The 20727-nt window shown below is 67.9% G+C and carries 21 protein-coding genes; 10 read left to right on the top strand and 11 right to left on the bottom strand.

All coding sequences use genetic code 11. The annotated features are described in order from the left end of the window. Positions 1–95 precede the first annotated feature (95 nt). The 4 genes from pabB to msrA all read left to right on the top strand — a co-directional run bounded on the left by pabB (position 96) and on the right by msrA (position 4084). Positions 96–1826 carry an aminodeoxychorismate synthase component I gene (gene pabB, locus K2X73_RS14915; protein WP_294112084.1) on the top strand — a complete coding sequence of 577 codons (1731 nt, stop codon included), beginning with the start codon at positions 96–98 and terminating at the stop codon, positions 1824–1826. Positions 1827–1851: 25 nt separating this feature from the next. Next, a complete protein-coding gene (locus tag K2X73_RS14910; RefSeq protein ID WP_294112083.1) occupies positions 1852–3051 on the top strand; it encodes a pyridoxal phosphate-dependent aminotransferase in 1200 nt (399 codons plus the stop codon). A gap of 146 nt (positions 3052–3197) precedes the next feature. After that, entirely contained in the window at positions 3198–3338 is a 141-nt protein-coding gene (locus K2X73_RS14905; protein WP_294112082.1) for a hypothetical protein, read from the top strand. A gap of 80 nt (positions 3339–3418) precedes the next feature. Beyond that, a complete protein-coding gene (gene msrA / locus K2X73_RS14900) occupies positions 3419–4084 on the top strand; it encodes a peptide-methionine (S)-S-oxide reductase MsrA (protein ID WP_294112080.1) in 666 nt (221 codons plus the stop codon). A 292-nt stretch (positions 4085–4376) separates the two neighbouring features. On the opposite strand, the gene K2X73_RS14895 is transcribed toward msrA, so the two are convergent. Further along, positions 4377–5936 (bottom strand): amidase, encoded by a 1560-nt coding sequence (locus K2X73_RS14895; protein WP_294112078.1) that lies wholly within the window; start codon positions 5934–5936, stop codon positions 4377–4379. A 647-nt stretch (positions 5937–6583) separates the two neighbouring features. Then, positions 6584–7069, bottom strand: coding sequence for a hypothetical protein (locus tag K2X73_RS14890; RefSeq protein WP_294112076.1), 486 nt, complete (start codon positions 7067–7069; stop codon positions 6584–6586). Between the two features lie 88 nt (positions 7070–7157). On the opposite strand from K2X73_RS14890, the gene K2X73_RS14885 reads away from it, so the two are divergent. After that, a complete protein-coding gene (locus K2X73_RS14885; protein WP_294112074.1) occupies positions 7158–8423 on the top strand; it encodes an MFS transporter in 1266 nt (421 codons plus the stop codon). 6 nt (positions 8424–8429) lie between these two features. On the opposite strand, the gene K2X73_RS14880 is transcribed toward K2X73_RS14885, so the two are convergent. Further along, complete coding sequence (locus tag K2X73_RS14880) at positions 8430–9194, bottom strand: methyltransferase (protein ID WP_294112072.1); 765 nt, start codon at positions 9192–9194, stop codon at positions 8430–8432. Positions 9195–9279: 85 nt separating this feature from the next. On the opposite strand from K2X73_RS14880, the gene K2X73_RS14875 reads away from it, so the two are divergent. After that, the gene (locus tag K2X73_RS14875) at positions 9280–9864 is read left to right on the top strand and encodes a hypothetical protein (protein ID WP_294112070.1); all 585 of its coding nucleotides are present in this window, start codon (positions 9280–9282) and stop codon (positions 9862–9864) included. Positions 9865–9871: 7 nt separating this feature from the next. Here K2X73_RS14875 and uvrB read toward each other — a convergent pair whose 3' ends face one another. Continuing rightward, a complete protein-coding gene (gene uvrB, locus K2X73_RS14870) occupies positions 9872–12085 on the bottom strand; it encodes an excinuclease ABC subunit UvrB (protein WP_294112068.1) in 2214 nt (737 codons plus the stop codon). A gap of 92 nt (positions 12086–12177) precedes the next feature. Between uvrB and K2X73_RS14865 the strand changes: the two genes are divergently transcribed. The 3 genes from K2X73_RS14865 (at position 12178) to K2X73_RS14855 (ending at position 14644) form a co-directional block, all read left to right on the top strand. Then, on the top strand, positions 12178–12576 hold the full coding sequence (locus K2X73_RS14865; protein ID WP_294112066.1) for a VOC family protein: 399 nt from the start codon (positions 12178–12180) through the stop codon (positions 12574–12576). A gap of 60 nt (positions 12577–12636) precedes the next feature. Further along, a complete protein-coding gene (locus K2X73_RS14860; RefSeq protein ID WP_294112064.1) occupies positions 12637–13731 on the top strand; it encodes an ATP phosphoribosyltransferase regulatory subunit in 1095 nt (364 codons plus the stop codon). 85 nt (positions 13732–13816) lie between these two features. After that, positions 13817–14644: a hypothetical protein gene (locus tag K2X73_RS14855; RefSeq protein WP_294112063.1), complete on the top strand. Its 828-nt coding sequence runs from the start codon at positions 13817–13819 to the stop codon at positions 14642–14644. Between the two features lie 61 nt (positions 14645–14705). Here the strand turns inward: K2X73_RS14855 and K2X73_RS14850 are convergent, their stop codons facing one another. Next, positions 14706–15245, bottom strand: a complete 540-nt coding sequence (locus K2X73_RS14850; protein ID WP_294112100.1) for a TetR/AcrR family transcriptional regulator — start codon at positions 15243–15245, stop codon at positions 14706–14708. 103 nt (positions 15246–15348) lie between these two features. On the opposite strand from K2X73_RS14850, the gene K2X73_RS14845 reads away from it, so the two are divergent. Then, positions 15349–16137: a glutathione S-transferase family protein gene (locus K2X73_RS14845; protein WP_294112062.1), complete on the top strand. Its 789-nt coding sequence runs from the start codon at positions 15349–15351 to the stop codon at positions 16135–16137. Here K2X73_RS14845 and maiA read toward each other — a convergent pair. From maiA to pyrE, 6 genes are read right to left on the bottom strand one after another with little or no spacing between them, the layout of a single operon-like run. Next, positions 16134–16763 carry a maleylacetoacetate isomerase gene (gene maiA, locus K2X73_RS14840; RefSeq protein WP_294112061.1) on the bottom strand — a complete coding sequence of 210 codons (630 nt, stop codon included), beginning with the start codon at positions 16761–16763 and terminating at the stop codon, positions 16134–16136. The genes K2X73_RS14845 and maiA overlap by 4 nt on opposite strands. Beyond that, a complete protein-coding gene (locus K2X73_RS14835) occupies positions 16760–17827 on the bottom strand; it encodes an AI-2E family transporter (protein WP_294112059.1) in 1068 nt (355 codons plus the stop codon). The genes maiA and K2X73_RS14835 overlap by 4 nt, the downstream gene beginning before the upstream one ends. A gap of 14 nt (positions 17828–17841) precedes the next feature. Beyond that, complete coding sequence (lepB, locus tag K2X73_RS14830; RefSeq protein WP_294112058.1) at positions 17842–18750, bottom strand: signal peptidase I; 909 nt, start codon at positions 18748–18750, stop codon at positions 17842–17844. Beyond that, a complete protein-coding gene (gene acpS / locus K2X73_RS14825) occupies positions 18750–19157 on the bottom strand; it encodes a holo-ACP synthase (protein WP_294112056.1) in 408 nt (135 codons plus the stop codon). Before acpS ends, lepB begins: the two co-directional genes overlap by 1 nt. 7 nt (positions 19158–19164) lie before the next feature. Beyond that, positions 19165–19890: a pyridoxine 5'-phosphate synthase gene (locus tag K2X73_RS14820; RefSeq protein WP_294112055.1), complete on the bottom strand. Its 726-nt coding sequence runs from the start codon at positions 19888–19890 to the stop codon at positions 19165–19167. Continuing rightward, complete coding sequence (gene pyrE / locus K2X73_RS14815) at positions 19887–20468, bottom strand: orotate phosphoribosyltransferase (RefSeq protein WP_294112098.1); 582 nt, start codon at positions 20466–20468, stop codon at positions 19887–19889. The genes K2X73_RS14820 and pyrE overlap by 4 nt, the downstream gene beginning before the upstream one ends. Between the last annotated feature and the right edge of the window lie 259 nt (positions 20469–20727).

The following is a 20727-nucleotide window of genomic DNA, read 5'->3' as shown; positions in this document are numbered from 1 at the left end:
GGTGAGGGCACCAAGGCGCATCGCGGCGATCCTTTGCGCCCCCCGCACACCACCGGGCTTGCACCACCCCACCGCCCCCGTGCATTTGGGCAGCGATGGTGTTCATTCTGCTCGACGATGCCCGGCCCGGGGGGGCGGCGCCGCGGCTTTATGCCGAGCCGCGCCATATCGTCACCGCCACCACGCTCGCCGAGGTCCGCCCCGCGCTCGACACCATCGCCGCCGCCGTGGCCCAAGGCGCGCACGCGGCGGGTTTCCTGGCCTATGAGGCCGCCCCCGCTTTCGAGCCCGCGCTGCCCGCGCTGGCGCCCGCGCCGGGGGTGCCGCTGCTCTGGTTCGGGCTGTTCGACGAACCCACCCCGTTCGATCCCGCCACCCTGCCCGATCCCGCCGGCGCCTGGGCGGGCACCCCCGAGCCGCTGATCGACCGCGCGACCTATGACCGTCAGCTCGCCGCGCTCGCCGAACTGATCCGCGCGGGCGACCTGTATCAGGGCAATCTCACTTACCCGGCGCGGGTGCCGATCGCGGGCGATCTGCTCGCGCTCTATGCGCGGCTGCGCGCGGCGCAGGCGGGCTATGGCGCGTTCATCGACACCGGGAGCCTGCGGATCGCCTCGCTCTCGCCCGAGCTGTTCGTCGCGCTTGATGGCGATGCGCTTACCTGCCGGCCGATGAAAGGCACCGCGCGCCGGCTCGCCGATCCCGCCGCCGATGCCGCCACCGCGCGCGCGCTCGCCGCCGATCCCAAGCAGCGGGCCGAAAATCTGATGATCGTCGATCTGATGCGCAACGATCTCACCCGCGTCGCCGCCCCCGGCTCGGTCGCGGTGCCCGAGCTGTTCGCGATCGAGAGCTATCCGACGGTCCATCAGATGACCTCGACCGTCACCGCGCGGCTGGGCGAGGGGCGCGATTGGCGCGACGTGCTCGCGGCGCTGTTCCCCTGCGGCTCGATCACCGGCGCGCCCAAGCTGCGCGCGATCGAGGCACTCGCCGCGATCGAGGGGCGGCCAAGGGGGCTCTACACCGGCACGATCGGCTATGTCGAACCCGGCGGCGGCGCCTGTTTCAGCGTCGCGATCCGCACTTTGGTGGAGCAGGCGGGCACGGTGACGCTGGGCCTGGGATCGGGCATCGTCGCGGATTCGCGGGCCGAAGCCGAATGGCAGGAAACGCGCGACAAGGCCGCCTTCGTCACGGTGCAAGCGCCGCGTTTCGATCTCATCGAGACGATGGCGTTCGATCCCGCGCGCGGCGTGCCGCTGATCGAGCGGCATCTGGCGCGGATGAAAGCGAGCGCCAGGGCGCTGGGCTTCGCCTTCGATCGCCACGCCGCGCGCAACGAATTGCAGGCGGCGACCTTCCGCCTCGCCGCGCCGAGCCGGGTGCGGCTGCTGCTCGCGCGTTCGGGCGCGATCGCGATCGAGACCGCGCCGCTGCCCACGACCCCCGCCGAGGTGACGGTCGCGCTCGCCCCGCACCCGCTCGCCCCCACCGATTATCGCCGCCACCACAAGACGAGCGACCGCGCGGCGTGGGAGCGCGGCCGCCTCCCCGGCGCGTTCGAGACGCTCTACCTCGATCCTGATGGCGCGCTTGCCGAGGGAAGCTTTAGCTCGCTGTTCGTCGCCCGCGATGGCGTCCTCCTCACGCCGCCCGCCGCGCGTGTGCTGCCGGGGGTGCTGCGCGCCGAGCTCCTCGCGACCGGCGCCGCGCGCGAGGCGGACTTGACCCCCGCCGATCTTGCCGCCGGCTTCTTCATCGGCAACGCGCTGCGCGGGCTGGTCCCGGCGCGGTTGCTTGAGGGCGCGGGCGCTCTATAGCAAGCGGACCTGAAAGGATCTGCCGATGAAGCCTTCCGCCGCGCTCGCGCGTATCAAGCCCTCGCCCACGCTCGCCGTCACCGCGCGCGCGGCGGCGCTGAAGCGCGAAGGCGTGGACGTGATCTCGCTCGGCGCGGGCGAGCCCGATTTCGACACGCCCGATTTCATCAAGGAAGCCGCGATCGAGGCGCTTCGGCGCGGCGAGACCAAATATACCGATGTCGACGGCACCCCGGCGCTGAAGGCGGCGATCGCGGCGAAGTTCAAGCGCGACAACGGCCTGGACTATGCGCCGAACCAGATCACGGTGAATGTCGGCGGCAAGCAGACCCTGTTCAACGCGATGGTCGCGACGCTCGACGCGGGCGACGAGGTGATCATCCCCGCGCCCTATTGGGTGAGCTATCCCGATGTCGTGCTGTTCGCGAACGGCACGCCGGTCGTCGTCGCCGCCGGCCCCAACCAGGGCTATAAGCTGACGCCCGATCAGCTCGAAGCCGCGATCACCCCGCGCACCAAATGGCTGATCCTCAATTCGCCGAGCAACCCGACCGGCGCCGCCTATTCGGTCGAGGAACTGCGCGCGCTGGGCGCGGTGCTGCTGCGCCACCCGCATGTCTGGGTGTTCGCCGACGATATGTATGAGCATATCGTCTATGAAGGCTTCACTTTCGCCTCGATCGCCGCGGTGGTGCCCGAGCTTTACGAGCGCACGCTGACGGTGAATGGCTGCTCCAAAGCCTATGCGATGACCGGGTGGCGCATCGGCTTCGCGGGCGGTGCCGAATGGCTGATCAAGGCGATGGCCAAGCTCCAGTCGCAGTCGACCTCCAACCCCTGCTCGATCGCGCAGGCCGCGGCGATCGCGGCGCTGAACGGCGACCAGGGCTTCCTCGCCGAGCGCGCCGCCGTATTCCAGGCGCGGCGCGATCTCATGGTCGCGGCGCTCAACGCGACGCCGGGCCTGCGCTGTCCCAAGCCCGAGGGGGCGTTCTACGTCTATCCCGATTGTTCCGGGCTGATCGGCAAGCGCACCCCCGATGGCACGGTGCTGAGCGACGATAACGCGGTCGCGACTTATCTGCTCGAATCGGCGCGGGTCGCGGTGGTGCCGGGCGCGGCGTTCGGCCTGTCGCCGGCGATGCGCCTGTCCTACGCGACCAGCACCGAGGCGCTGACCGAGGCCTGCCGACGCATCCACGAGGCCTGCGCCGCCGTAGCTTGAGCGCCTAGGGGCTGATACGGATACTGGAAACGGTGCGTTACCATTTCGCACACCTTGTTTCGTCACCGTTCATCCCAATTTCAGGCGGCAAAGGGTAGCGCCCGGCACGAGGATACTCGGCGGGCACGGGTCTGAAGGTTTGGAATATGGTCAAGCTTATCAAATCGGCACTGCTGTGGCAGGTCACCGCGGGGTTCGCGCTGGGCACGATCGGCATGGTCGCGTGGCAGCCGGCTGACGCCTCCAACATCGCCGCGCGGTTGATTGCGGCCACCCCGCTGCGCTGAAAAAATTCGCGTCCGCGCGTAACCGTCGCGCGCCAGGGGACGTAGCTAGCGTTGGGAGACGCTTTTTTTCGAGGACGGACATGCTGAAGAACCTTGCCCCCGCCGCCGCGATCCTGGTGGGCGGCGTGTTCGCTTTGGGGCTGATCACCCCGCCCGCCAGCGCCGAGCGCGCGGTGCCGATCCCGCCGCCCGCGCGCGATCTTCCCGCTGCCCAGGGCCTGCAGACCGCGGTGTTCGCCGGCGGCTGCTTCTGGGGGATGGAAGCGGTTTTCGAGCAGATCAAGGGCGTGCAATCGGTCGTCACCGGCTATGCCGGTGGCTCCGCCGATACCGCCACTTATGCCGCCGTCACCACCGAGCTGACCGGCCATGCCGAAGCGATCAAGATCACCTATGATCCGTCGCGCGTCAGCTATGGCACACTGCTGCGCGTCTATTTCTCGGTCGCGCACGATCCGACCCAGCTGAACCGCCAGGGGCCGGACACGGGGCCCAGCTATCGTTCGGCGATCTTCCCGCAAAACGCGCAGCAGCGCGCGGTGGCGGCTGCCTATATCGGCCAGCTGCAAAAGGCCAAGTCGTTCGGCGCGCCGATCGTGACGCGGCTTGAAGCCGGGCAATTCTATCCAGCGGAAGGCTATCACCAGGACTTCTTCCGGCGGAACCCCGACCACCCCTATATCGTCCATTGGGACAAGCCGAAGGTGGCGGCGTTCCGGGCAGCCTATCCGGCGCTGGTGCGGTAAGCAATCACCCCTCGCACCGTCACCCCGGACTTGCGCCGGAGCCCCTTTTCTACGGCCGCTTCGTAGCTGACTTATCGTCAAGTCGGCCCATAAGCCCCTCCCCTTCAGGGGAGGGGTTGGGGTGGGGGATGTCCAAGAAGCGACATCGCGGCTTACCTCCCCCCACCCCCTACCCCTCCCCTAAAGGGGAGGGGCTTGAGCAAGTTTGACGACCAACTGCTAGACATAGCATCACCCCGGCTCGGCGGCCGGGGTGACGTCGTTTGATCGGCCTGCGAAAGGCCGGTGGGCGTTACCTCGCCCCCTCCAGCCCCGGCCCGACATCGGCGCTCGGCAGATAGCGCGGCGCGACGCGCGCCTTGGCGGCTTGCTCATAGACATGGCCCGCGCCGAGCAGCGCCGCCTCGCTATACGGCTTGCCGATGAACGACAGCCCGACCGGCAGCCCGCGTGCGAGGCCCATCGGCACGGTGAGGTGCGGATAGCCCGACACCGCCGGCAATTCGCTCGCCGAAGGGCCGCTATATTGGTCACCATAAATGGGGTCGATCGGCCAGGCAGGGCCATAGGTCGGCGTCACCAGGATCGTCGCGCCGGCCTTCGCCAGCATCGTGTCGAGCCCCTCGCGCGCCAGCCGCGCCGATTTGGCGCGCGCGCCGCGATATTCATCGTCCAGGCCCGGCGTGGCTTCGGCCTGATCGAAAATTTCCTGGTTGAAGAACGGCATCTCGGCCGCCGCCTGCGCCTTGTCGAACGCGATCACGTCGGCGAGCGTGCGCGTCTTCACCGCCGCCGGGGTGGTGGCGAGATAGGCGTTGAGATCGGCCTTCAGCTCGCTCTTCAGCACCGAGAATTCGGCCTCGCCCAGCCCGTCGAGCTTGGGCCGCTCGACCTCGACCAGCGTCGCGCCTTGCGCCTTCAGCACGCCAAGCGCCGCGTCGAACCGCTCCTTGAGCGGGCCGGCGAGCCCCTCGGGCCGATACACCGCGACCGTCACCCCGCGCAGGCTCGCGGCGGCGAGGCCTGCGGCATAGTCGGCCCGGTGCGCGTCGGCATCCTTGGTCGCGGCATCGGCGGGATCACTGCCCACCATCGCCGAGAACAGCAGCGCCGCGTCCTTCACCGATCGCGCCATCGGCCCGGGCGTATCCTGGCTGTGGCTGATCGGCACGACATGCGTGCGGCTGACGAGCCCCAGCGTCGGCTTCAACCCCACCAGCCCGTTCATCGCCGAGGGGCAGACGACCGAGCCATCGGTCTCGGTGCCGAGCGCCGCCGCCGCGAAGCTCGCCGCGACCGCCGCGCCCGATCCGCTCGACGATCCGCAGGCGCTGCGATCGAGCGCATAGGGGTTGCGCACCTGCCCGCCTACCGCGCTCCAGCCGCTGATCGAATTGGTCGAGCGGATATTGGCCCATTCGCTCAAATTGGTCTTGCCCAGGATCACCGCCCCCGCCGCGCGCAGCCGGGCGACGACCGGCGCGTCGCGGTTGGTGAGGTTATCCTTCAGCGCCAGGCTGCCGGCGGTGGTGGGCAGCGGATCGGCGGTTTCGATATTGTCCTTGATGAGCAGCGGGATGCCGTCGAGCGGCCCCAGGCTCTTGCCCGCCTTGCGCCGCGCGTCCGCCGCCTGCGCCTGGGCGATCGCCTGCGGGTTGGTGGCGATCACCGCGCGCAGGCTCGGCCCCTTGCGGTCCATCGCGGCGATGCGGGCGAGATAGGCGCGGGTGATCGCCTCGCTCGACGCGCCCTTGGCGAGCTGCGCGCGCAAGGCGTCGATGGAGACTTCCTCCACCTGCTGCGCGGCGGCGGGCGCGGCGATCAGCAGCGCGGCTAGGGCAATGGCTTTCATCGACAAAGGCTCCCCGATGGTTCTGGCTTTTGCGGGAGCTTAGCGAGGGGGCGGAGGCGGGCAAGGTCCGTTTTCGGTCGCAACCCGCGCAACTTACTGGCGCAAAAATGAAAAGAGGCTGCCGGGGGAGCGAAAACGCCCTCCCCGGCAACCTCCTAACATGGTCAGCGGCCGGAGCGTTCCAGCCCGGGAGACCATGCGAACCAGCTAAACCCTGCCATCAAGCCGTTGATTGGAGCGGAATATCTCCCGGCCTTCCGGCAGTAGCGGGCTTAGCGGCGCGTCCCCCGAACGAACTGAACCGACCTCATTGCTGGACCATGAGACATCGGATCACCTCCTTTCGCTAGTTGAAAACGGCGTGCCCTGCCTGAGCACGACTCACATGTGAATCATGCAAAACCAAACTACAAGTCTTGATCTCGAAACGAAGATCGGCAAATGATGGTATTTGTGGCGCTTTCTATTCGCGCCCGTAATTCTACCATAGCTTCGCCGGAGCGAAGCGCGGTACGGCGGCGTTCCACCCCATCATTTCCCTTCCCCGGCGAAGGCCGGGGGCCAGTGGCGCGCCAACTGCTGCAACCGCGCCGCCGGCGCTGGCGCGACGATGCTCGGCCCCGGCCTTCGCCAGGGCGGCGGCGGCCCTACCCCCGGCAATCCTCGGCGACGCGCAGCACCTCGGGCGCCACCGGCACTACCAGCGGCGCGGCGCCGTTCTGCTCGAGCACGAACCGTCCCCGGCTGAAGCCCATCGCGTCGATCCCCGGATCGTTGGCGGCGAGCGTGATCGTCCCCCCGGCGGCGGCGAAAGTGCGCGTGCCGCTGGTGGTGCGCAGCGTCACCGTGCCGGCGCCGCTACCCGGTCGGGTGACCATCAGCTGCCGCCCGGCCGCGCAGCGCAGCTCCAGGCGATCCGCGCCGGGCGCGCCGAAGCTCGCGACGCCGTCCGCATAGCGCCACGCGCCCGGCGTCAGCGACCAGTCGCGCCAGTCGGTGGCGAGCGGGGCGGGCGCGGGCGCCGGGCGGGGCGCGGGCGGCGGCGTGGTCGCCACGCGCGGCGCGGGCGCGCTGGTCGGCGGCGCGACACAGCCCGCGAGCGGCACCAGCAGCAGGAAAGGCAACAAACGCATTGCCGCCGCTTATGGCGGGCTTGGCGCGCCGCCTCCACCCCTTTTCTTTGGCGCCCGCCTGCGCCAGTCAACGACGATGGAGAGTGGGATGCAGCGCAAGCGGCTGGTGTCGATCCTGGGCGGATCGGCGGGCAATCTGGTCGAATGGTATGATTGGTACGCCTATTCGGCGCTCTCGATCTATTTCGCCGGCGCCTTCTTCCCCAAGGCCGACCAGACCGTGCAGCTGCTGAGCACCGCCGCGATCTTCGCGGTCGGCTTCCTGATGCGCCCGATCGGCGCTTATGTGATGGGCATTTACGGCGACACGCGCGGGCGCAAGGCGGGGCTCGCGCTGTCGGTCGTGCTGATGTGCGCCGGATCGCTGCTGATCGCCGCCGCGCCCACCTATGCCCAGGCCGGGCTCGGCGCGCCGGCGCTGCTGTTGTTCGCGCGGATGCTGCAGGGGCTGTCGGTCGGCGGCGAATATGGCGCCAGCGCGACCTATCTTTCCGAAATGGCGAGCCGCCGCCATCGCGGCTTCTGGTCGAGCTTTCAATATTTCACGCTGATCGGCGGGCAATTGCTCGCGCTCGCGGTGACGCTGGTGTTGCAGAGCCTGCTGAGCGAGGCCGAATTGCGCGGCTGGGGCTGGCGCATTCCGTTCGCGATCGGCGCGGGGCTGGCGGTGCTGGTGTATCTGCTCCGCCGGGGGCTGGCGGAAACGGCGGCGTTCGAGGCGCTCGGCGCCCGCGCCAAATCGAGCGCGCTCGGCCTGTGGCGCACCTATCCGCGCGAGTTCGTGATCGTCGCGCTGATCTCGGGCGGGGGCAGTTGCGCCTTCTACGCCTATACGACCTACATGCAGAAATTCCTGGTCAACACCAGCGGCTTCAAGCCGGCGGCGGCGACCGAGATCATGACCGCGGCGCTGCTGGTGTTCATGCTCGCCCAGCCGCTGCTCGGCGCGGTGTCGGACCGGGTGGGGCGCAAGCCGATGCTGCTGCTGTTCGGCGTGGGCGGGATGCTGGTGTCGGCGCCGGTGTTCAGCGCGATCGCCGGCGCGCGCGACTGGGAGGCGGCGCTCGGCCTCGTGCTGGTGCCGCTGCTGCTGCTGTCGGCCTACACCTCGATCTCGGGGCTGATCAAGGCCGAGCTGTTCCCGGCGGAGGTGCGCACGCTGGGAGTCGCGCTGCCCTATGCGATCGGCAACACCGTGCTCGGCGGCACGGCGGAATATGTCGCCCTGTGGTTCAAGGCATCGGGGATGGAAGCGGGCTTCTACTGGTATCTCACCGGGGTGCTCGCGCTGGCGACGCTCGGCTTCGCGCTGCTCCCCGAGACCAAGCGGACGAGCCTGATCACCGAGGATTGAGCAGCGCTATTTCTTCGGCTTGCGGAAGCGGAAGACGAAGCGATCCGTCTTGCCCCGCACGCTGGGATCGAACACCAGCTTGCTGTGATCGTCGCCGGGCACGCGGAGCAGATCGCTCTCCCCTTCCAGCACGAAGCCCGCCGCCTTGAAATCGGCCTTCACCACCTCGGGATCGATGCGGTGGAGCTTGTCGACGGTCGCGCGGGTATCCCCGGGCGCTGCGACATGATCGACCACGCCGACGATCCCGCCCGGCTTCATCGCCTTGTACAGCGCGGCGAGGAACGCCGCCGGATCGGTGCGCGGGACCTTATATTGCGCGCTTTCCCAATAGAGATCGTGATAGGTCAGGTGGAGCAGGGTGAAGTCCAGGCTCGCCGGGGCGGCGCTGAACTTGTCGAACGGATAGGGGATCAGCGCGACATTGGCGCGGCGCGCCTTCAGCTCGGCCCAGGGCTTTTGCGCGCGCGGATCGTTCATGAACTGCTCGGGCTCGAACGCGCTCACCATCCCCTTGGGGCCGACCACGCTCGCCATGATCTCCGAATAATAGCCCGCGCCCGCCATGATGTCGGCGGCGGTCATCCCGGGCTTGAGGCCGAGAAAGGCGAGCACCTGCGCCGGCTTGCGCCCCTCGTCGAGCGCGGTCTGCGTCGCCGGGCGATCGGGCGCGGCGACGGCGGCGGTGATCGCCGGGCTGGGCGCGGCCTGCTTGGCGGCGAGCGGCGCGGCGAGCGCGAGCAGCGCTAGGGCGGCGAGAGGACGGCGCATGGAGACCTCCATCGAGTGTATCGCCTAGGTGACACGCTTTGGGGAGTCGGGCAAGCGATCAGGCGACGCGGGGGATGATCGATCCATGAAGGCAAGCTTGCAGCGACGGGCGAGCAAAAGATTGCGGCCCAGTACCCACTGGGTCAACAATCATGCCGAATTGTTTGCTTCAAGCAGCGCGTATCCAGAACAATCCCTTGCTCAGACACCTTCGGCATGTAATAATCATCATGCCCATGTTGAGCGGGGAGCAAAAATAATGGGACGTACTGCTATCCTTCTTGCAAGCGGCGCTTTGTTTGCGCCCGTTATTGTGTCGGCATCAACCGTCGAAGCACCGCGTACCCTTTATCAGGTCAATATGGAGCTTCGGGACGGCGACCGTCTGGTGGGGTCGCCGCGGCTCAAAGTCGCGGCCGGCGCAACCTCCAACGTCGATATCGGCGATGCAGCCGGCAATCGTTACACGCTTGCCTTTAGCGTGACGCCGCGTAGCGCTCAAACCGCGCTGTTCAAATCGACGATTGATGTCGTCGCCAAGGGCAACCGGCAGAACAAGGCGCCATCGCTGGAAGTTGCGCTTGGCAAACCCGCGACGATCGCTTTCGGCGAAGATAGCGCGACCGCGAAACCATTCAGGGTCGATCTCACGATCAGCAAGGCTGACTGAAGGAACCCTACCGCCCCCTTCTCGAACTCCCCGGCATCCCGCCGCGCATCTTCTGGCTCTTGCCGAAGCGGGTCTTCCGCGTCCCCGGCTTGCCCTCGTTGCTGCGGCCCATCAGCGGCGCCTTGCGCTCGTGATCGGGCAGGCCGAGTTCCTCGGCCTCCAGCGCGCGGATTTCGTCGCGCAGCCGGCCCGCCTCCTCGAACTCCAGATCGGCCGCCGCCGCGCGCATCTTCTTCTCCAGCTCCTCGATATACGCGCGCAGATTGTGGCCAACCATGTGGCGGCCGCTATCCTCATCGTCGATCGGCACCGTCACCTGGTCGCGGCTCGCGACATCCTGGATGATGTCGCCGATGTTGCGCTTGACGGTCGCCGGCGTGATGCCGTGCTCGGCGTTGAACGCGAGCTGCTTCTCGCGCCGGCGGTTGGTTTCGTTGATCGCGCGCTCCATGCTGCCGGTGATCCGGTCGGCATAGAGGATCACCCGCCCTTCCGCGTTGCGCGCCGCGCGCCCGATCGTCTGGATCAGCGAGGTTTCGGAGCGCAGAAAACCCTCCTTGTCGGCGTCCAATATCGCGACCAGCCCGCATTCGGGAATATCGAGCCCCTCGCGCAGCAGGTTGATGCCGACGAGCACGTCATACACCCCCAGCCGCAGGTCGCGGATCAGCTCGATACGCTCCAGCGTCTCGACGTCGGAGTGCATGTAGCGCACCTTCACCCCGGCTTCGTGAAGATATTCGGTCAAATCCTCGGCCATGCGCTTGGTGAGCGTCGTCACCAGCGTGCGGTATCCCTTGGCGGCGGTCGCCTTGGCCTCGACGATCAGGTCCTGCACCTGCTCCTCGACCGGCTTGATCTCGATCGGCGGGTCGATCAGCCCGGTCGGGCGGATCACCTGTTCGGCGAACACGCCGCCGGTCTGCTCCATCTCCCAACCGCCGGGCGTCGCCGAGACATAAGTGGTCTGCGGGCGCATCGCGTCCCACTCGTTGAAGCGCAACGGGCGGTTGTCGATCGCCGATGGCAAGCGGAAGCCATATTCGGCGAGCGTCAGCTTGCGCCGATGGTCGCCGCGTGACATGCCGTTGATCTGGCCGATCGTCACATGGCTTTCGTCGACGAACAGCAGCGCATTATCGGGCAGATATTCGAACAGGGTCGGCGGCGGCTCGCCGGGCAGGCGGCCGGTGAGGAACCGGCTGTAATTCTCGATCCCCGCGCAACTGCCGGTGGCGGCGATCATCTCCAGATCGAAATTGGTGCGCTGTTCGAGCCTTTGCGCCTCCAGCAACTTCCCTTCGGCCTGCAATTCCTTCAGCCGCTCGGCGAGCTCGAACTTGATCGCCTCCATCGCCTGTTTGAGCGTCGGCCCCGGCGTCACATAATGCGAGTTCGCATAGACGCGGACATAATCGAGGCTCGCGACCTTCTTGCCGGTGAGCGGATCGAATTCGGTGATTTCCTCGATTTCGTCGCCGAAGAACGACACGCGCCAGGCGGTATCCTCATAGTGCGACGGGAAAATCTCCAAATTGTCGCCGCGCACCCGGAAATTGCCGCGCGCGAAGGCAGCGTCGTTGCGCTTATATTGCAGCGCGACGAGCTTGCGGACGATCTCCTGGCTGGGCACCGTCTGCCCCTTCTTCAGATCGAAGATCATCGCCGAATAGGTTTCGACCGAGCCGATGCCGTAAAGGCACGAAACCGAGGCGACGATGATTACATCGTCGCGCTCCAGGATCGCGCGGGTGGCCGCGTGGCGCATCCGGTCGATCGCCTCGTTCACCGAGCTTTCCTTCTCGATGTAGGTGTCCGACCGCGGCACATAGGCCTCGGGCTGGTAATAATCATAATAGCTGACGAAATACTCGACCGCGTTTTCGGGGAAGAACGACTTCATCTCGCCATAGAGCTGCGCGGCGAGGATCTTGTTGGGCGCCAGGATCAGCGCCGGGCGCTGCACGGTTTCGATCACCTTGGCCATGGTGAAGGTCTTGCCCGAGCCGGTGACACCCAGCAGCACCTGGTCGCGCTCGCCGGCATTGGCGCCGGCGACGAGCTCGGCGATCGCCCCGGGCTGGTCGCCCGCCGGGCTATAGTCCGACACCAGCTTGAACGCCTTGCCGCCCTCCACCTTGGGCGGGCGCTCTGGGCGGTGAGGAACGAAGACCTGGCCCGTATCGGGCTCGGCCAGATTGGTGCGGATCGTGATCGCCATGTTGGGCAAGATAGGCGGCGAAGCGGCGCAAGGCGAGGGTTGCGCGGGCCTGTCCAGCGTGAGACAGACGGCCACCAACGGAGGAAAAGGCGATGATCGGCTACGCGACGCTTGGAACCAACGACATTGTGAAGGCCCGCGGCTTCTACGACGCGCTGCTCGGCGAGCTTGGCGCCAAGCGACTGATGGAATTTCCCGTGGAGCAGGGCGGGTTCACGCTGTGGGGAACCGGCTGGGGCGCGCCGGGCATCGCGGTGACCACGCCCCATAATCGCGAAGCGGCGGTGCCGGGCAACGGCAACATGATCGCCATTCCGATGCAGCAGCGCGCGCAGGTCGATGCCTTGCACGCCAAGGCGCTGGAACTGGGTGGGACTTGCGATGGCCCCCCGGGGCTGCGCGGGCCGGAGGGACCCCAGGCCTTCTACGGCGCCTATTTCCGCGATCCCGAAGGCAACAAGCTCTGCGCTTTCCGCATGGGTCCGGCGTAAGGCTTGACGCGCGGCGGGCGGGCGGCGACGAGGCCCGCCTGACCGTTGAGGAGCGCGCGCTTGGCCCTGTTACCCGAAGGTTTCCACGATCGGCTGCCCCCTTATGCCGACGCCGCCGCGCGGCTGGAGGCGCGGTTGCTCGGCACCGCCTTCGCGCATGGCTATGAGCGCGTCGATCCGGCGAGCGCCGAGTTCGAGGCGGGGCTCGCCACCCGGCTGAAGGCGGCGCGGGCGCGCGACGCGGTGCGCTTCGTCGATCCGGTGTCGCAGCGCACGCTCGCGATCCGGCCGGACATGACCGCGCAAGTCGGCCGCATCGCCGCGACGCGGATGGCGCACCACCCGCGCCCGGTGCGCCTCAGCTATGCGGGCCAGGTGCTCAAGCTGCGCGCGAGCGAGCTAGCCCCCGCGCGCGAAGCGCGGCAGATCGGGTGCGAGCTGATCGGGCTCGATTCGGTCGCCGCCGCGCGCGAGGTGGTGCTGGTCGCGGTCGAGGCGCTGCGGGCGGCGGGGATCGGCGAGCTGTCGATCGATTTCACCCTGCCCGATCTGGTCGATACGCTCGCCGCCGGGCCGCTGGCGGTCGCGCCCGACAAGCTCGAGGCGCTTCGCGACCGGCTCGATGCCAAGGATGCGGGCGGGGTCGCGGCGCTCGATCCGCGCTACCTGCCGCTGATCGCCGCCGCCGGGCCGTTCGCGGAAGCGCATGACCGGCTGTGCGCGTTCGACGCGGGCGGCGCCTTGCGCTCGCGGCTCGATGGGCTCTGGGCGATCGCCGACGGCGTGGGGGTCCGCGCCACACTCGACCCGACCGAGCGCCACGGTTTCGAATATCAGAGCTGGCTCGGCTTCTCGCTGTTCGCGGGCGGTGTGCGCGGCGAGATCGGGCGCGGCGGCACCTATACGATCCTCCACGAGGACGGCAGCGAAGAACCGGCGGTGGGCTTTTCGCTCTACGCCGATGCGCTGGTCGATGCCGGGCTCGCCGTGCCCGAGCGGCGGCGGCTGTTCGTCCCCCTCGGCACCGCGCCCGAAGCAGCGGCGGCGATGCGCGCGCAAGGCTGGGTGACGGTCGCGCAGCTTGCCCCCGGCGATGGCCCCGCCGCGCAATTGTGCAGCCACATCCTGGCGGAAAACGGCCCCCAGCCGGCCTGACGACGCGCTTGGTTCCGTAACCGGCCCAACTTCGCTATGCTCGGCGCGAGCGGCACGAACGCCGCCGACCGGGGGGCTGGTCAAAATGCCGTACGCGCGCGCGCCGCTTTACATGCTGGTGGTGATCGGGGTCACGCTGCTTGGCTTCTGGCCGAGCTATTTCGGGGTGCTGGGGACGGCCCCCTGGCCGTTCCACGCACACGGCGTCGCCGCCGGGCTCTGGATCCTGATGGTCACCGCGCAGGGGGTGACCGCGCGCTGGCGTTGGTTTGGCCTGCACCACGCGATCGGGCGGGCGAGCCTGTTGCTCTTCCCGTTCCTGATCGCCGGGCTGTTCGCAATCATCGATTTCACGAGCAAAAGCTATGTCGCGGGCAACGATCCGGTGCGCGCGCTTTATGGCGGCGCGTTCCTGATCGGGCTGATGATCGCGGTCGGCGCGTATCTCGTGCTGTTTCACGGCGCGCTGCGCCACCGCCGCAAGGTTTGGCTGCACGCGGGCTACATGCTCGCGACGCCGTTGATCCTGTGGGAATCGCCGTTCAGCCGGGTGCTGAATGGGGTCGTGCCGGCGCTCGGCATCGCCGGGCCGCAGGACTTTCCGCACATCCTGAGCGCGATCCTGTGGGCCGATCTAAGCGCGCTGCTGTTCTGCCTCGCGGTGCGCTGGCGGGTCGGGCCGCGTGCGCGGCCCTTCGCGGTCGCCGCCGGCTTCATCCTGGCACAGATGGCGGCGATGGCGTTTCTGGGGAATGCGCCGCCGGTGCTCGCGCTGCTGACGCTGCTTGGCGGAATGCCGAGCGCGGCGGTGATCGCGGTCGGCTTCGCGATCGGCGCGGCGACCAGCTGGCTCGGCTGGCAAGCCGGCAAAACCGGCGCCCGCCCAGGCGCGCGCGTGGCCAAGCTCGCCTGACGCCGATCGGCGTTACGCCGGCTTCACCCGCTCCGGATGCGCCGCCTGGAAGGCGGGCAGCTCACGCGGAGGTCAGCAAGGCGCGCAAGGCCGCCAGCGTCTCCCGAACACGCGCGGCGTCTCGGCCAACGCGGGCAACCATCGTCGCGCCCAGCAACGCGTCGGTCACGATGATGCCTGCCTGTTTTGCAACACCTTCCGGCAGGAATCGGGCGAGCCCGGCCACCGCCGCCCCCTCCCAACGCGCAAATGTGGCCGAACAGGCGCCTACGACATCAATCTCCGCCTGGGGGACATCAAGTGCCGTTGCCGCCACCGGGCACGCCGCTTCGTAATCGCTTTGCAGCAGATCGCGCGTGGACAGCGACTCCCAACGTTCGAACAGATCATCAAGGCTGGTGGCCGCGGCACCGGCATTCCCCAAATCATCGGCGAACACGGCCGCCGCCAACTGCACCGCCTCAACCGCGATCTGGCGCTTGCCAGCGGGGAAGTAGTAGTACAGCGAGCCGCGTGGCGCGTTTGCCCGTGCGAGAATTTCGGCCACGCCCGCCCCGTGATATCCACGGCGCTGCATTAGTTCCGCCGCCGCGCGAACCATCCGCGCTCTGGTACCCAACTCGGTCATCCCGCGCTTATGCCGCCATCGCCTGGCATTGACGAGCCTCCCGGGCGAAAGTATATGATGACCGGTCAACATGGAGATGGCGATGCTGCTTTGCTATTCCGCGCTCAGCCCCTTTTGCCGAAAAGTGCGGATGGTGATGGAGCATCACGAGATCGCCTTCGAACTGTTCGACAGTTGCGACATCGCTCGCTACCCGGCCTATAATCCGCGTGCCGAGATACCGATCCTGGTCCATCAGGGGCTGACGGTGGTCAATTCGGCCGACATCCTTGCCTATCTCGATCGCCTTTATCCGGATCGCGCGATCTATCCGAAAAACCCGCGCGATTGGGCGCTGGTGCGCGAATGGGAACGTGAGGCGGATACGCTGATCGACGCGGTCGTCACCGATGTCGCGATCTACAAATGGGCTGATTTGCCGCCGCCTCCTACCGGACTCGACGTCGCGGCGCGACGCGAACTAGGGCACGTGTTCGACCGGATCGAGGCGCAGCTGGATGGGCAAGAATGGTTGGCGGGTACCCTTTCGGTCGCCGAGTTCGCGCTATACCCACACCTTAGCGCGGCTCAAATCCTAGGGATCGGCGCCAATATTGATCGTCACCCTCGTGTGATCGCGTGGCTAGAGCGTATCGCGCGGACGGCCGTAGGCCGGCAGGACCGACGCCATGTCGGCGCCTGGTGGGCGGATCGAGCCAATGCCGATGTCGATACCCGGCGGATCAATTGGGGCACGCATCGGCTCGAATGGTTTCTCGCCAACGGTTTTCTTGATCACTTCGTCGAGGAAGTCCGGCAGGATCGGGTCTTGTGGTCGGTTGGTCCAAACAGCAACGCGCGAAACAACCCGCTCGCCCCTTCCTAGTCTGGCTTCACCCGGTCCGGATGCGCCGCCTCGAAGGCGGGCAGCTCGGCGAGCGCCGCGTCGATCGCCACCAGCCGCGGATACGGCGCGAGATCGAGCGCGAAGCGGCGGGCGTTATAGAGTTGCGGCACCAGCACCACGTCCGCCAGCCCCGGCGCGTCGCCGCCGAGATAGCGGCCCTCTCCGGCCATGGCCTCCAATGCGTCGAGCCCCAGCCGCATCCAGTGGCGATACCATTCGTCCTTCGCCGCCTGGTCCGCGCCGAACTGGCTTTCGAGGCGCTTGAGCACGCGCATATTGTCGATCGGGTGCGTATCGGCGGCGATTATGAGCGCCCGGGCGAGCGCGCGCGCGCGCGGCAGCGGCTCGGCGGGGATCAGGCGGGGCTCGGGAAAAACCGTATCAAGCCAGTCGATGATCGCGAGGCTCTGGATCAGCGGCGCGCCGTCCACCAGCAGCGTCGGCACCTGCCCCTGTGGGTTGCGCGCGCGGTTCTCGGGGGCCAATTGCTCGGCGGCGAGCAGGTTCACCGCCACCCGTTCATAGGCCACGCCCTTCAGCGCGAGCGCGATCCGCACCCGGTAACTCGCGGATGACCGCCAATAATCGTAGAGGACGAGCTTCACGCCGCCTCTTCCTGCGCGCGTTCGGATTCGCGTTCGAGCGCCACCTTGATCATCGCCGTCATGGGATCGGCGAGCGCCAGCCCCAAGATGCCGAACAGGCTGCTCGCCAAAATCTGCGAGCTGAGCGTCAGCGCCGGCGGCAGATCGACCGTGCGCCGCGCGACCAGCGGCAGCACCACCCAGCCATCGAACAGCTGGACGAAAACATAAGTGCCCAGCGCCCAGAGCCCGGTATCGGTGCCGGCGCTGAAGCCCACGGCGACCATCAGCACACCAGTGGCGATCGCGCCGATATTGGGGATGAACGCCAGCACCCCGGCGATGATACCGAGCAGCAGCGCCATCGGCACCCCGCCGATCCACAGCACGATCCAGGTGAACAGCCCTTCAAACACCATGCCGAGCAAGCGTCCGGCGAGCAAAATGCGCATCGTCTTGCCCATCCGCTCGATCGTTACCGCGAATTCGCGCCGGCTGGCCTGCGGCACCATCCATTGCAGCCCGCGTTCGTAAATTTTGGGCTCGATCGCGACGAACACGCCGATCACGATGATCATCACGAAAGTGCCGACCGCGCCGAACGCGCTGCCGATGAATCCCGTCACCCGCCCTACCGATCCCAGCGCCTGCTGGGCGAGATCGTTCACATTGCCGGCATCGGGCACCATGCCATGTTCGGCGGCGAAGGCGGTCAGCCGCCCCCATTGCACCATCAGCGTCGCGCGCAGCTGCGCGAACTGATCGGATACCTGCACGCCGGTCGAATAGCCGACAAAGCCCAGAAAGCCGATGGTCGCGAACACCAGCAACGCGATCGCCAGCCCGCGCGGCATCTTCACCGCCCGGTGGATCAGCCGTACCCCGCCATCGAGCAGGGCGGCCACGACCAGCCCGCCGAAGATAATCAGCAACGGCTGGATCAGCAGCACCGCGAGCGCGATCAGCGCCGCAAGGCCAAGCCAGACGGTCGCTCTTTTCAGCTCGCGGCGCACCTCGGGGTCGCGCAATTCGTTCGGACCGGGCCCTTCGACCAGCGTATCGGGGATGTCGTTGCCGTCACTCATAGCCGGTCAAACGCTCACCGCTTCTCGCGGGGTGCATGAAGCGACACGCCAGTGCGATCGCCGCGGAACTGGGTGAACCAGGTGAGCGGGTTCCACGTCGCCGAGCCATCGACCGAGAAGGTGACGAATTCGGCGCGCCCGCCCAGATTCTCCCACGGCACCGGCCCGCCGAGCCCGCCGCCTTCCAGGCTGTAGCGGCTGTCGGCGCTGCGATCGCGATTGTCCCCCATCAGGAACACATGGCCCGCCGGCACTTTCACCGGGCCGTAATAATCGCCTTGGGTGCGGCCAAGCTCGACCGTTTCATAGGTGCGGCCATTGGGCAGTGTCTCGGTGATCAGCGGCAGGCGGCAATCGGTGCGCCCGTCGGCGCCCTTCACCCGCGCCTCGGTGCCGTAATCGCTCGCGTCGCAGGTCGGCTTGGGCTCGCTCGGCTGCAGCGCGTCGCCATAATCGCGGATCGTGCCGAAATGGAGCGGCCCGCGCTTCACCGGGGTGCCGTTGATCAGCACCAGCCCGTCGCGCACCTCGATCGTGTCGCCGGGCAGGCCGATCACGCGCTTGATCCAGTCTTCGCCCTTGCGCGCCTCGCCCGGCGGGGTGACGATCACGACATCGCCGCGCTCGGGCACGCGGCCGAACAGCCGCCCCTGCATGAACGGCAGCACGTGGAAAGTGGGGGTGATATAGGAATAGCCGTAGGGATATTTGGTCACCACCAGCCGATCGCCGACCAGCAACCCGGGGAGCATCGATTCGCTGGGGATGTAGAACGGCTTGGCGATCAGGCTGTGGAAGCCCAGCACCGCCAGGATCAGCCAGAACAGGCCGCGCAACTCGGCGCCCCAATCGGTCTTGCCCTTGGCCTTGGGGGGTTTCGCCGCGTCGTCGGTGCTGCCGTCCAATGCCACTTCCTCGGTCATTACGCCTGCTCTCTGATCGCCTCGATGATCACGAAGGCCTGCGCCCAGGGGTGATCGTCGGTCAGCGTCAAGTGAATATGAGGGGCGTGCCCCGGCGGCATCAGGGCGTCAAGCCTGGCCTTCGCCCCGCCGGTCAGCGCGAGCGTGGGCGCGCCCGAGGCGGCGTTGACGACACCGATGTCGCGCATGAACACGCCGCGCTTGAATCCGGTCCCCACCGCTTTCGAAAAAGCCTCCTTGGCGGCGAAGCGCTTGGCAAGGGTCGCCGCGCGGTTGAGCGGGCGGCGGGCGGCCTTGGCGAGTTCGACCTCGGTGAAGACACGGTTCTCGAACCGCGCGCCGAAGCGATCGAGCGACGCCTGGATGCGCGCGATCGAGCAGAGATCGGAGCCGATGCCGATGATCACCTGGCGCTCACCGTGCCGCGTCCATCGCCGCGCGCATCCGCCGCACCGCTTGCGCCAGCCCGACGAAGATCGCGTCGGCGATGATCGAATGGCCGATGTTCAACTCGCGCAGTTGCGGGATCGCGGCGATGGGCGCGACATTGTCGAGCGTCAGCCCGTGGCCGGCATGGACCTCGATCCCGTTCTTGGCGCCGAGCGCCGCCGCGTCGCTCAGCCGCTTGAGTTCCTCGGCCTGCTCGGCGCCGGTAAGCTCGGCATAACGGCCGGTATGCAGCTCGACCACCGGCGCGGCGAGCGCCAACGCCGCCTCGATCTGGCGCGGATCGGGCTCGATGAACAGCGACACCCGCACCCCCGCCTCGCCAAGCGCGCGGACCATCGGCGCAAGCCGGTTGTGCTGTCCGGCCGCGTCCAGACCCCCTTCGGTGGTGCGCTCCTCGCGCTTTTCGGGGACGATGCAGGCGGCGTGGGGGCGGTGCTTCAGCGCGATCGCCAGCATTTCATCGGTCGCCGCCATTTCCAGGTTGAGCGGGATGGTAAGGCCCTCGGACAGCCGGGCGATGTCGTCATCGGTGATATGCCGGCGATCCTCGCGCAGATGCGCGGTGATGCCGTCAGCGCCCGCCTCCGCCGCGATCAGCGCCGCGCGCACCGGATCGGGATAAGGCGCGCCGCGGGCGTTGCGCACTGTCGCGACGTGATCGATGTTCACCCCCAGCCGCAGCGCGCTCATGCCAGCCCCCGGCTGCCCGGCTTGACCGCCGGGATCGCGGCGAGTTCGGGCGGCAGCGCGTCCGCCGGATAGGCCGGAATATCGAGCTGGCACAGGCTGACGAGCGGCGCGCCGACATCGGCCTTGCCGCCCGATCGGTCGATCAGGCATGCGGCGCCGAGCAACTCCCCCGGATGCCGGCGGATCGCGGCCAGGCATTCGCGCGACGACAGCCCGGTTGTGACGATATCCTCCACCATCACGATCCGCTCGCCGGGCTTGATCTCGAACCCGCGGCGGAGCTGGAACTCGCCCTCCTCACGCTCGACGAACAGCGCCCGGCAGCCGAGCGCGCGCGCCGTCTCATAACCGGGGATGATGCCGCCCACCGCCGGCGACACGACAAGATCGACCGCGCCGAACCGCGCGCGGATGGCCTCTGCAAGCGCCCGCGCCAGGCGTTCGGTGCGCACCGGATCCTCGAACACGCGCATCTTCTGCAGGAACACCGGCGAGCGCAGCCCGGAGGACAGGATGAAATGCCCTTCGAGCAGCGCGCCCGCCTGGCGGAATTCGTCGAGCACCTCGTCTTGGCTCAGCACCATTGTCTCCATCGCTTGGGCTGTGCCAGCCGATAGGGGCCAAAGCGTGGCGGCGTAAAGGGCGCTCGCCCGCCGGCGCGCGCGGCGCGAATGCGTCGGTCGTCCCCCGAACCCACCAAAAAAGGCGCGCGCTTATGCTTGAGGCAAGCGCCCCTGCTGCGTATAGGCCACTCATTTACAGGGGCGGGGGCCGCCCCTGGCGCGTATCCGTCGCCCGAATCGGCGAACCGCGCGCCGTGTTAAGGGGTGACGACCG

Source organism: Sphingomonas sp. (genome assembly GCF_019746665.1).
GTDB lineage: Bacteria > Pseudomonadota > Alphaproteobacteria > Sphingomonadales > Sphingomonadaceae > Sphingomonas.
The sequence above is the reverse complement of the archived record's forward strand: the minus strand, read 5'-3'. Positions and strand labels throughout refer to the sequence as shown.

Bases quoted from the DNA above. Each gene is read 5' to 3' on its own strand.
- K2X73_RS14880 (WP_294112072.1), bottom strand. From the start codon at position 9,194: ATGCGCCGTCCTCTCGCCGCCCTAGCGCTGCTCGCGCTCGCCGCGCCG.
- K2X73_RS14855 (WP_294112063.1), top strand. From the start codon at position 13,817: ATGCCGTACGCGCGCGCGCCGCTTTACATGCTGGTGGTGATCGGGGTC.
- K2X73_RS14885 (WP_294112074.1), top strand. From the start codon at position 7,158: ATGCAGCGCAAGCGGCTGGTGTCGATCCTGGGCGGATCGGCGGGCAAT.
- K2X73_RS14835 (WP_294112059.1), bottom strand. From the start codon at position 17,827: ATGAGTGACGGCAACGACATCCCCGATACGCTGGTCGAAGGGCCCGGT.
- pabB (WP_294112084.1), top strand. From the start codon at position 96: ATGGTGTTCATTCTGCTCGACGATGCCCGGCCCGGGGGGGCGGCGCCG.
- K2X73_RS14850 (WP_294112100.1), bottom strand. From the start codon at position 15,245: ATGGTTCGCGCGGCGGCGGAACTAATGCAGCGCCGTGGATATCACGGG.
- K2X73_RS14905 (WP_294112082.1), top strand. From the start codon at position 3,198: ATGGTCAAGCTTATCAAATCGGCACTGCTGTGGCAGGTCACCGCGGGG.
- K2X73_RS14875 (WP_294112070.1), top strand. From the start codon at position 9,280: ATGAAGGCAAGCTTGCAGCGACGGGCGAGCAAAAGATTGCGGCCCAGT.
- K2X73_RS14845 (WP_294112062.1), top strand. From the start codon at position 15,349: ATGGCGATGCTGCTTTGCTATTCCGCGCTCAGCCCCTTTTGCCGAAAA.
- K2X73_RS14910 (WP_294112083.1), top strand. From the start codon at position 1,852: ATGAAGCCTTCCGCCGCGCTCGCGCGTATCAAGCCCTCGCCCACGCTC.
- uvrB (WP_294112068.1), bottom strand. From the start codon at position 12,085: ATGGCGATCACGATCCGCACCAATCTGGCCGAGCCCGATACGGGCCAG.
- K2X73_RS14895 (WP_294112078.1), bottom strand. From the start codon at position 5,936: ATGAAAGCCATTGCCCTAGCCGCGCTGCTGATCGCCGCGCCCGCCGCC.
- K2X73_RS14890 (WP_294112076.1), bottom strand. From the start codon at position 7,069: ATGCGTTTGTTGCCTTTCCTGCTGCTGGTGCCGCTCGCGGGCTGTGTC.
- lepB (WP_294112058.1), bottom strand. From the start codon at position 18,750: ATGACCGAGGAAGTGGCATTGGACGGCAGCACCGACGACGCGGCGAAA.
- K2X73_RS14865 (WP_294112066.1), top strand. From the start codon at position 12,178: ATGATCGGCTACGCGACGCTTGGAACCAACGACATTGTGAAGGCCCGC.
- msrA (WP_294112080.1), top strand. From the start codon at position 3,419: ATGCTGAAGAACCTTGCCCCCGCCGCCGCGATCCTGGTGGGCGGCGTG.
- K2X73_RS14820 (WP_294112055.1), bottom strand. From the start codon at position 19,890: ATGAGCGCGCTGCGGCTGGGGGTGAACATCGATCACGTCGCGACAGTG.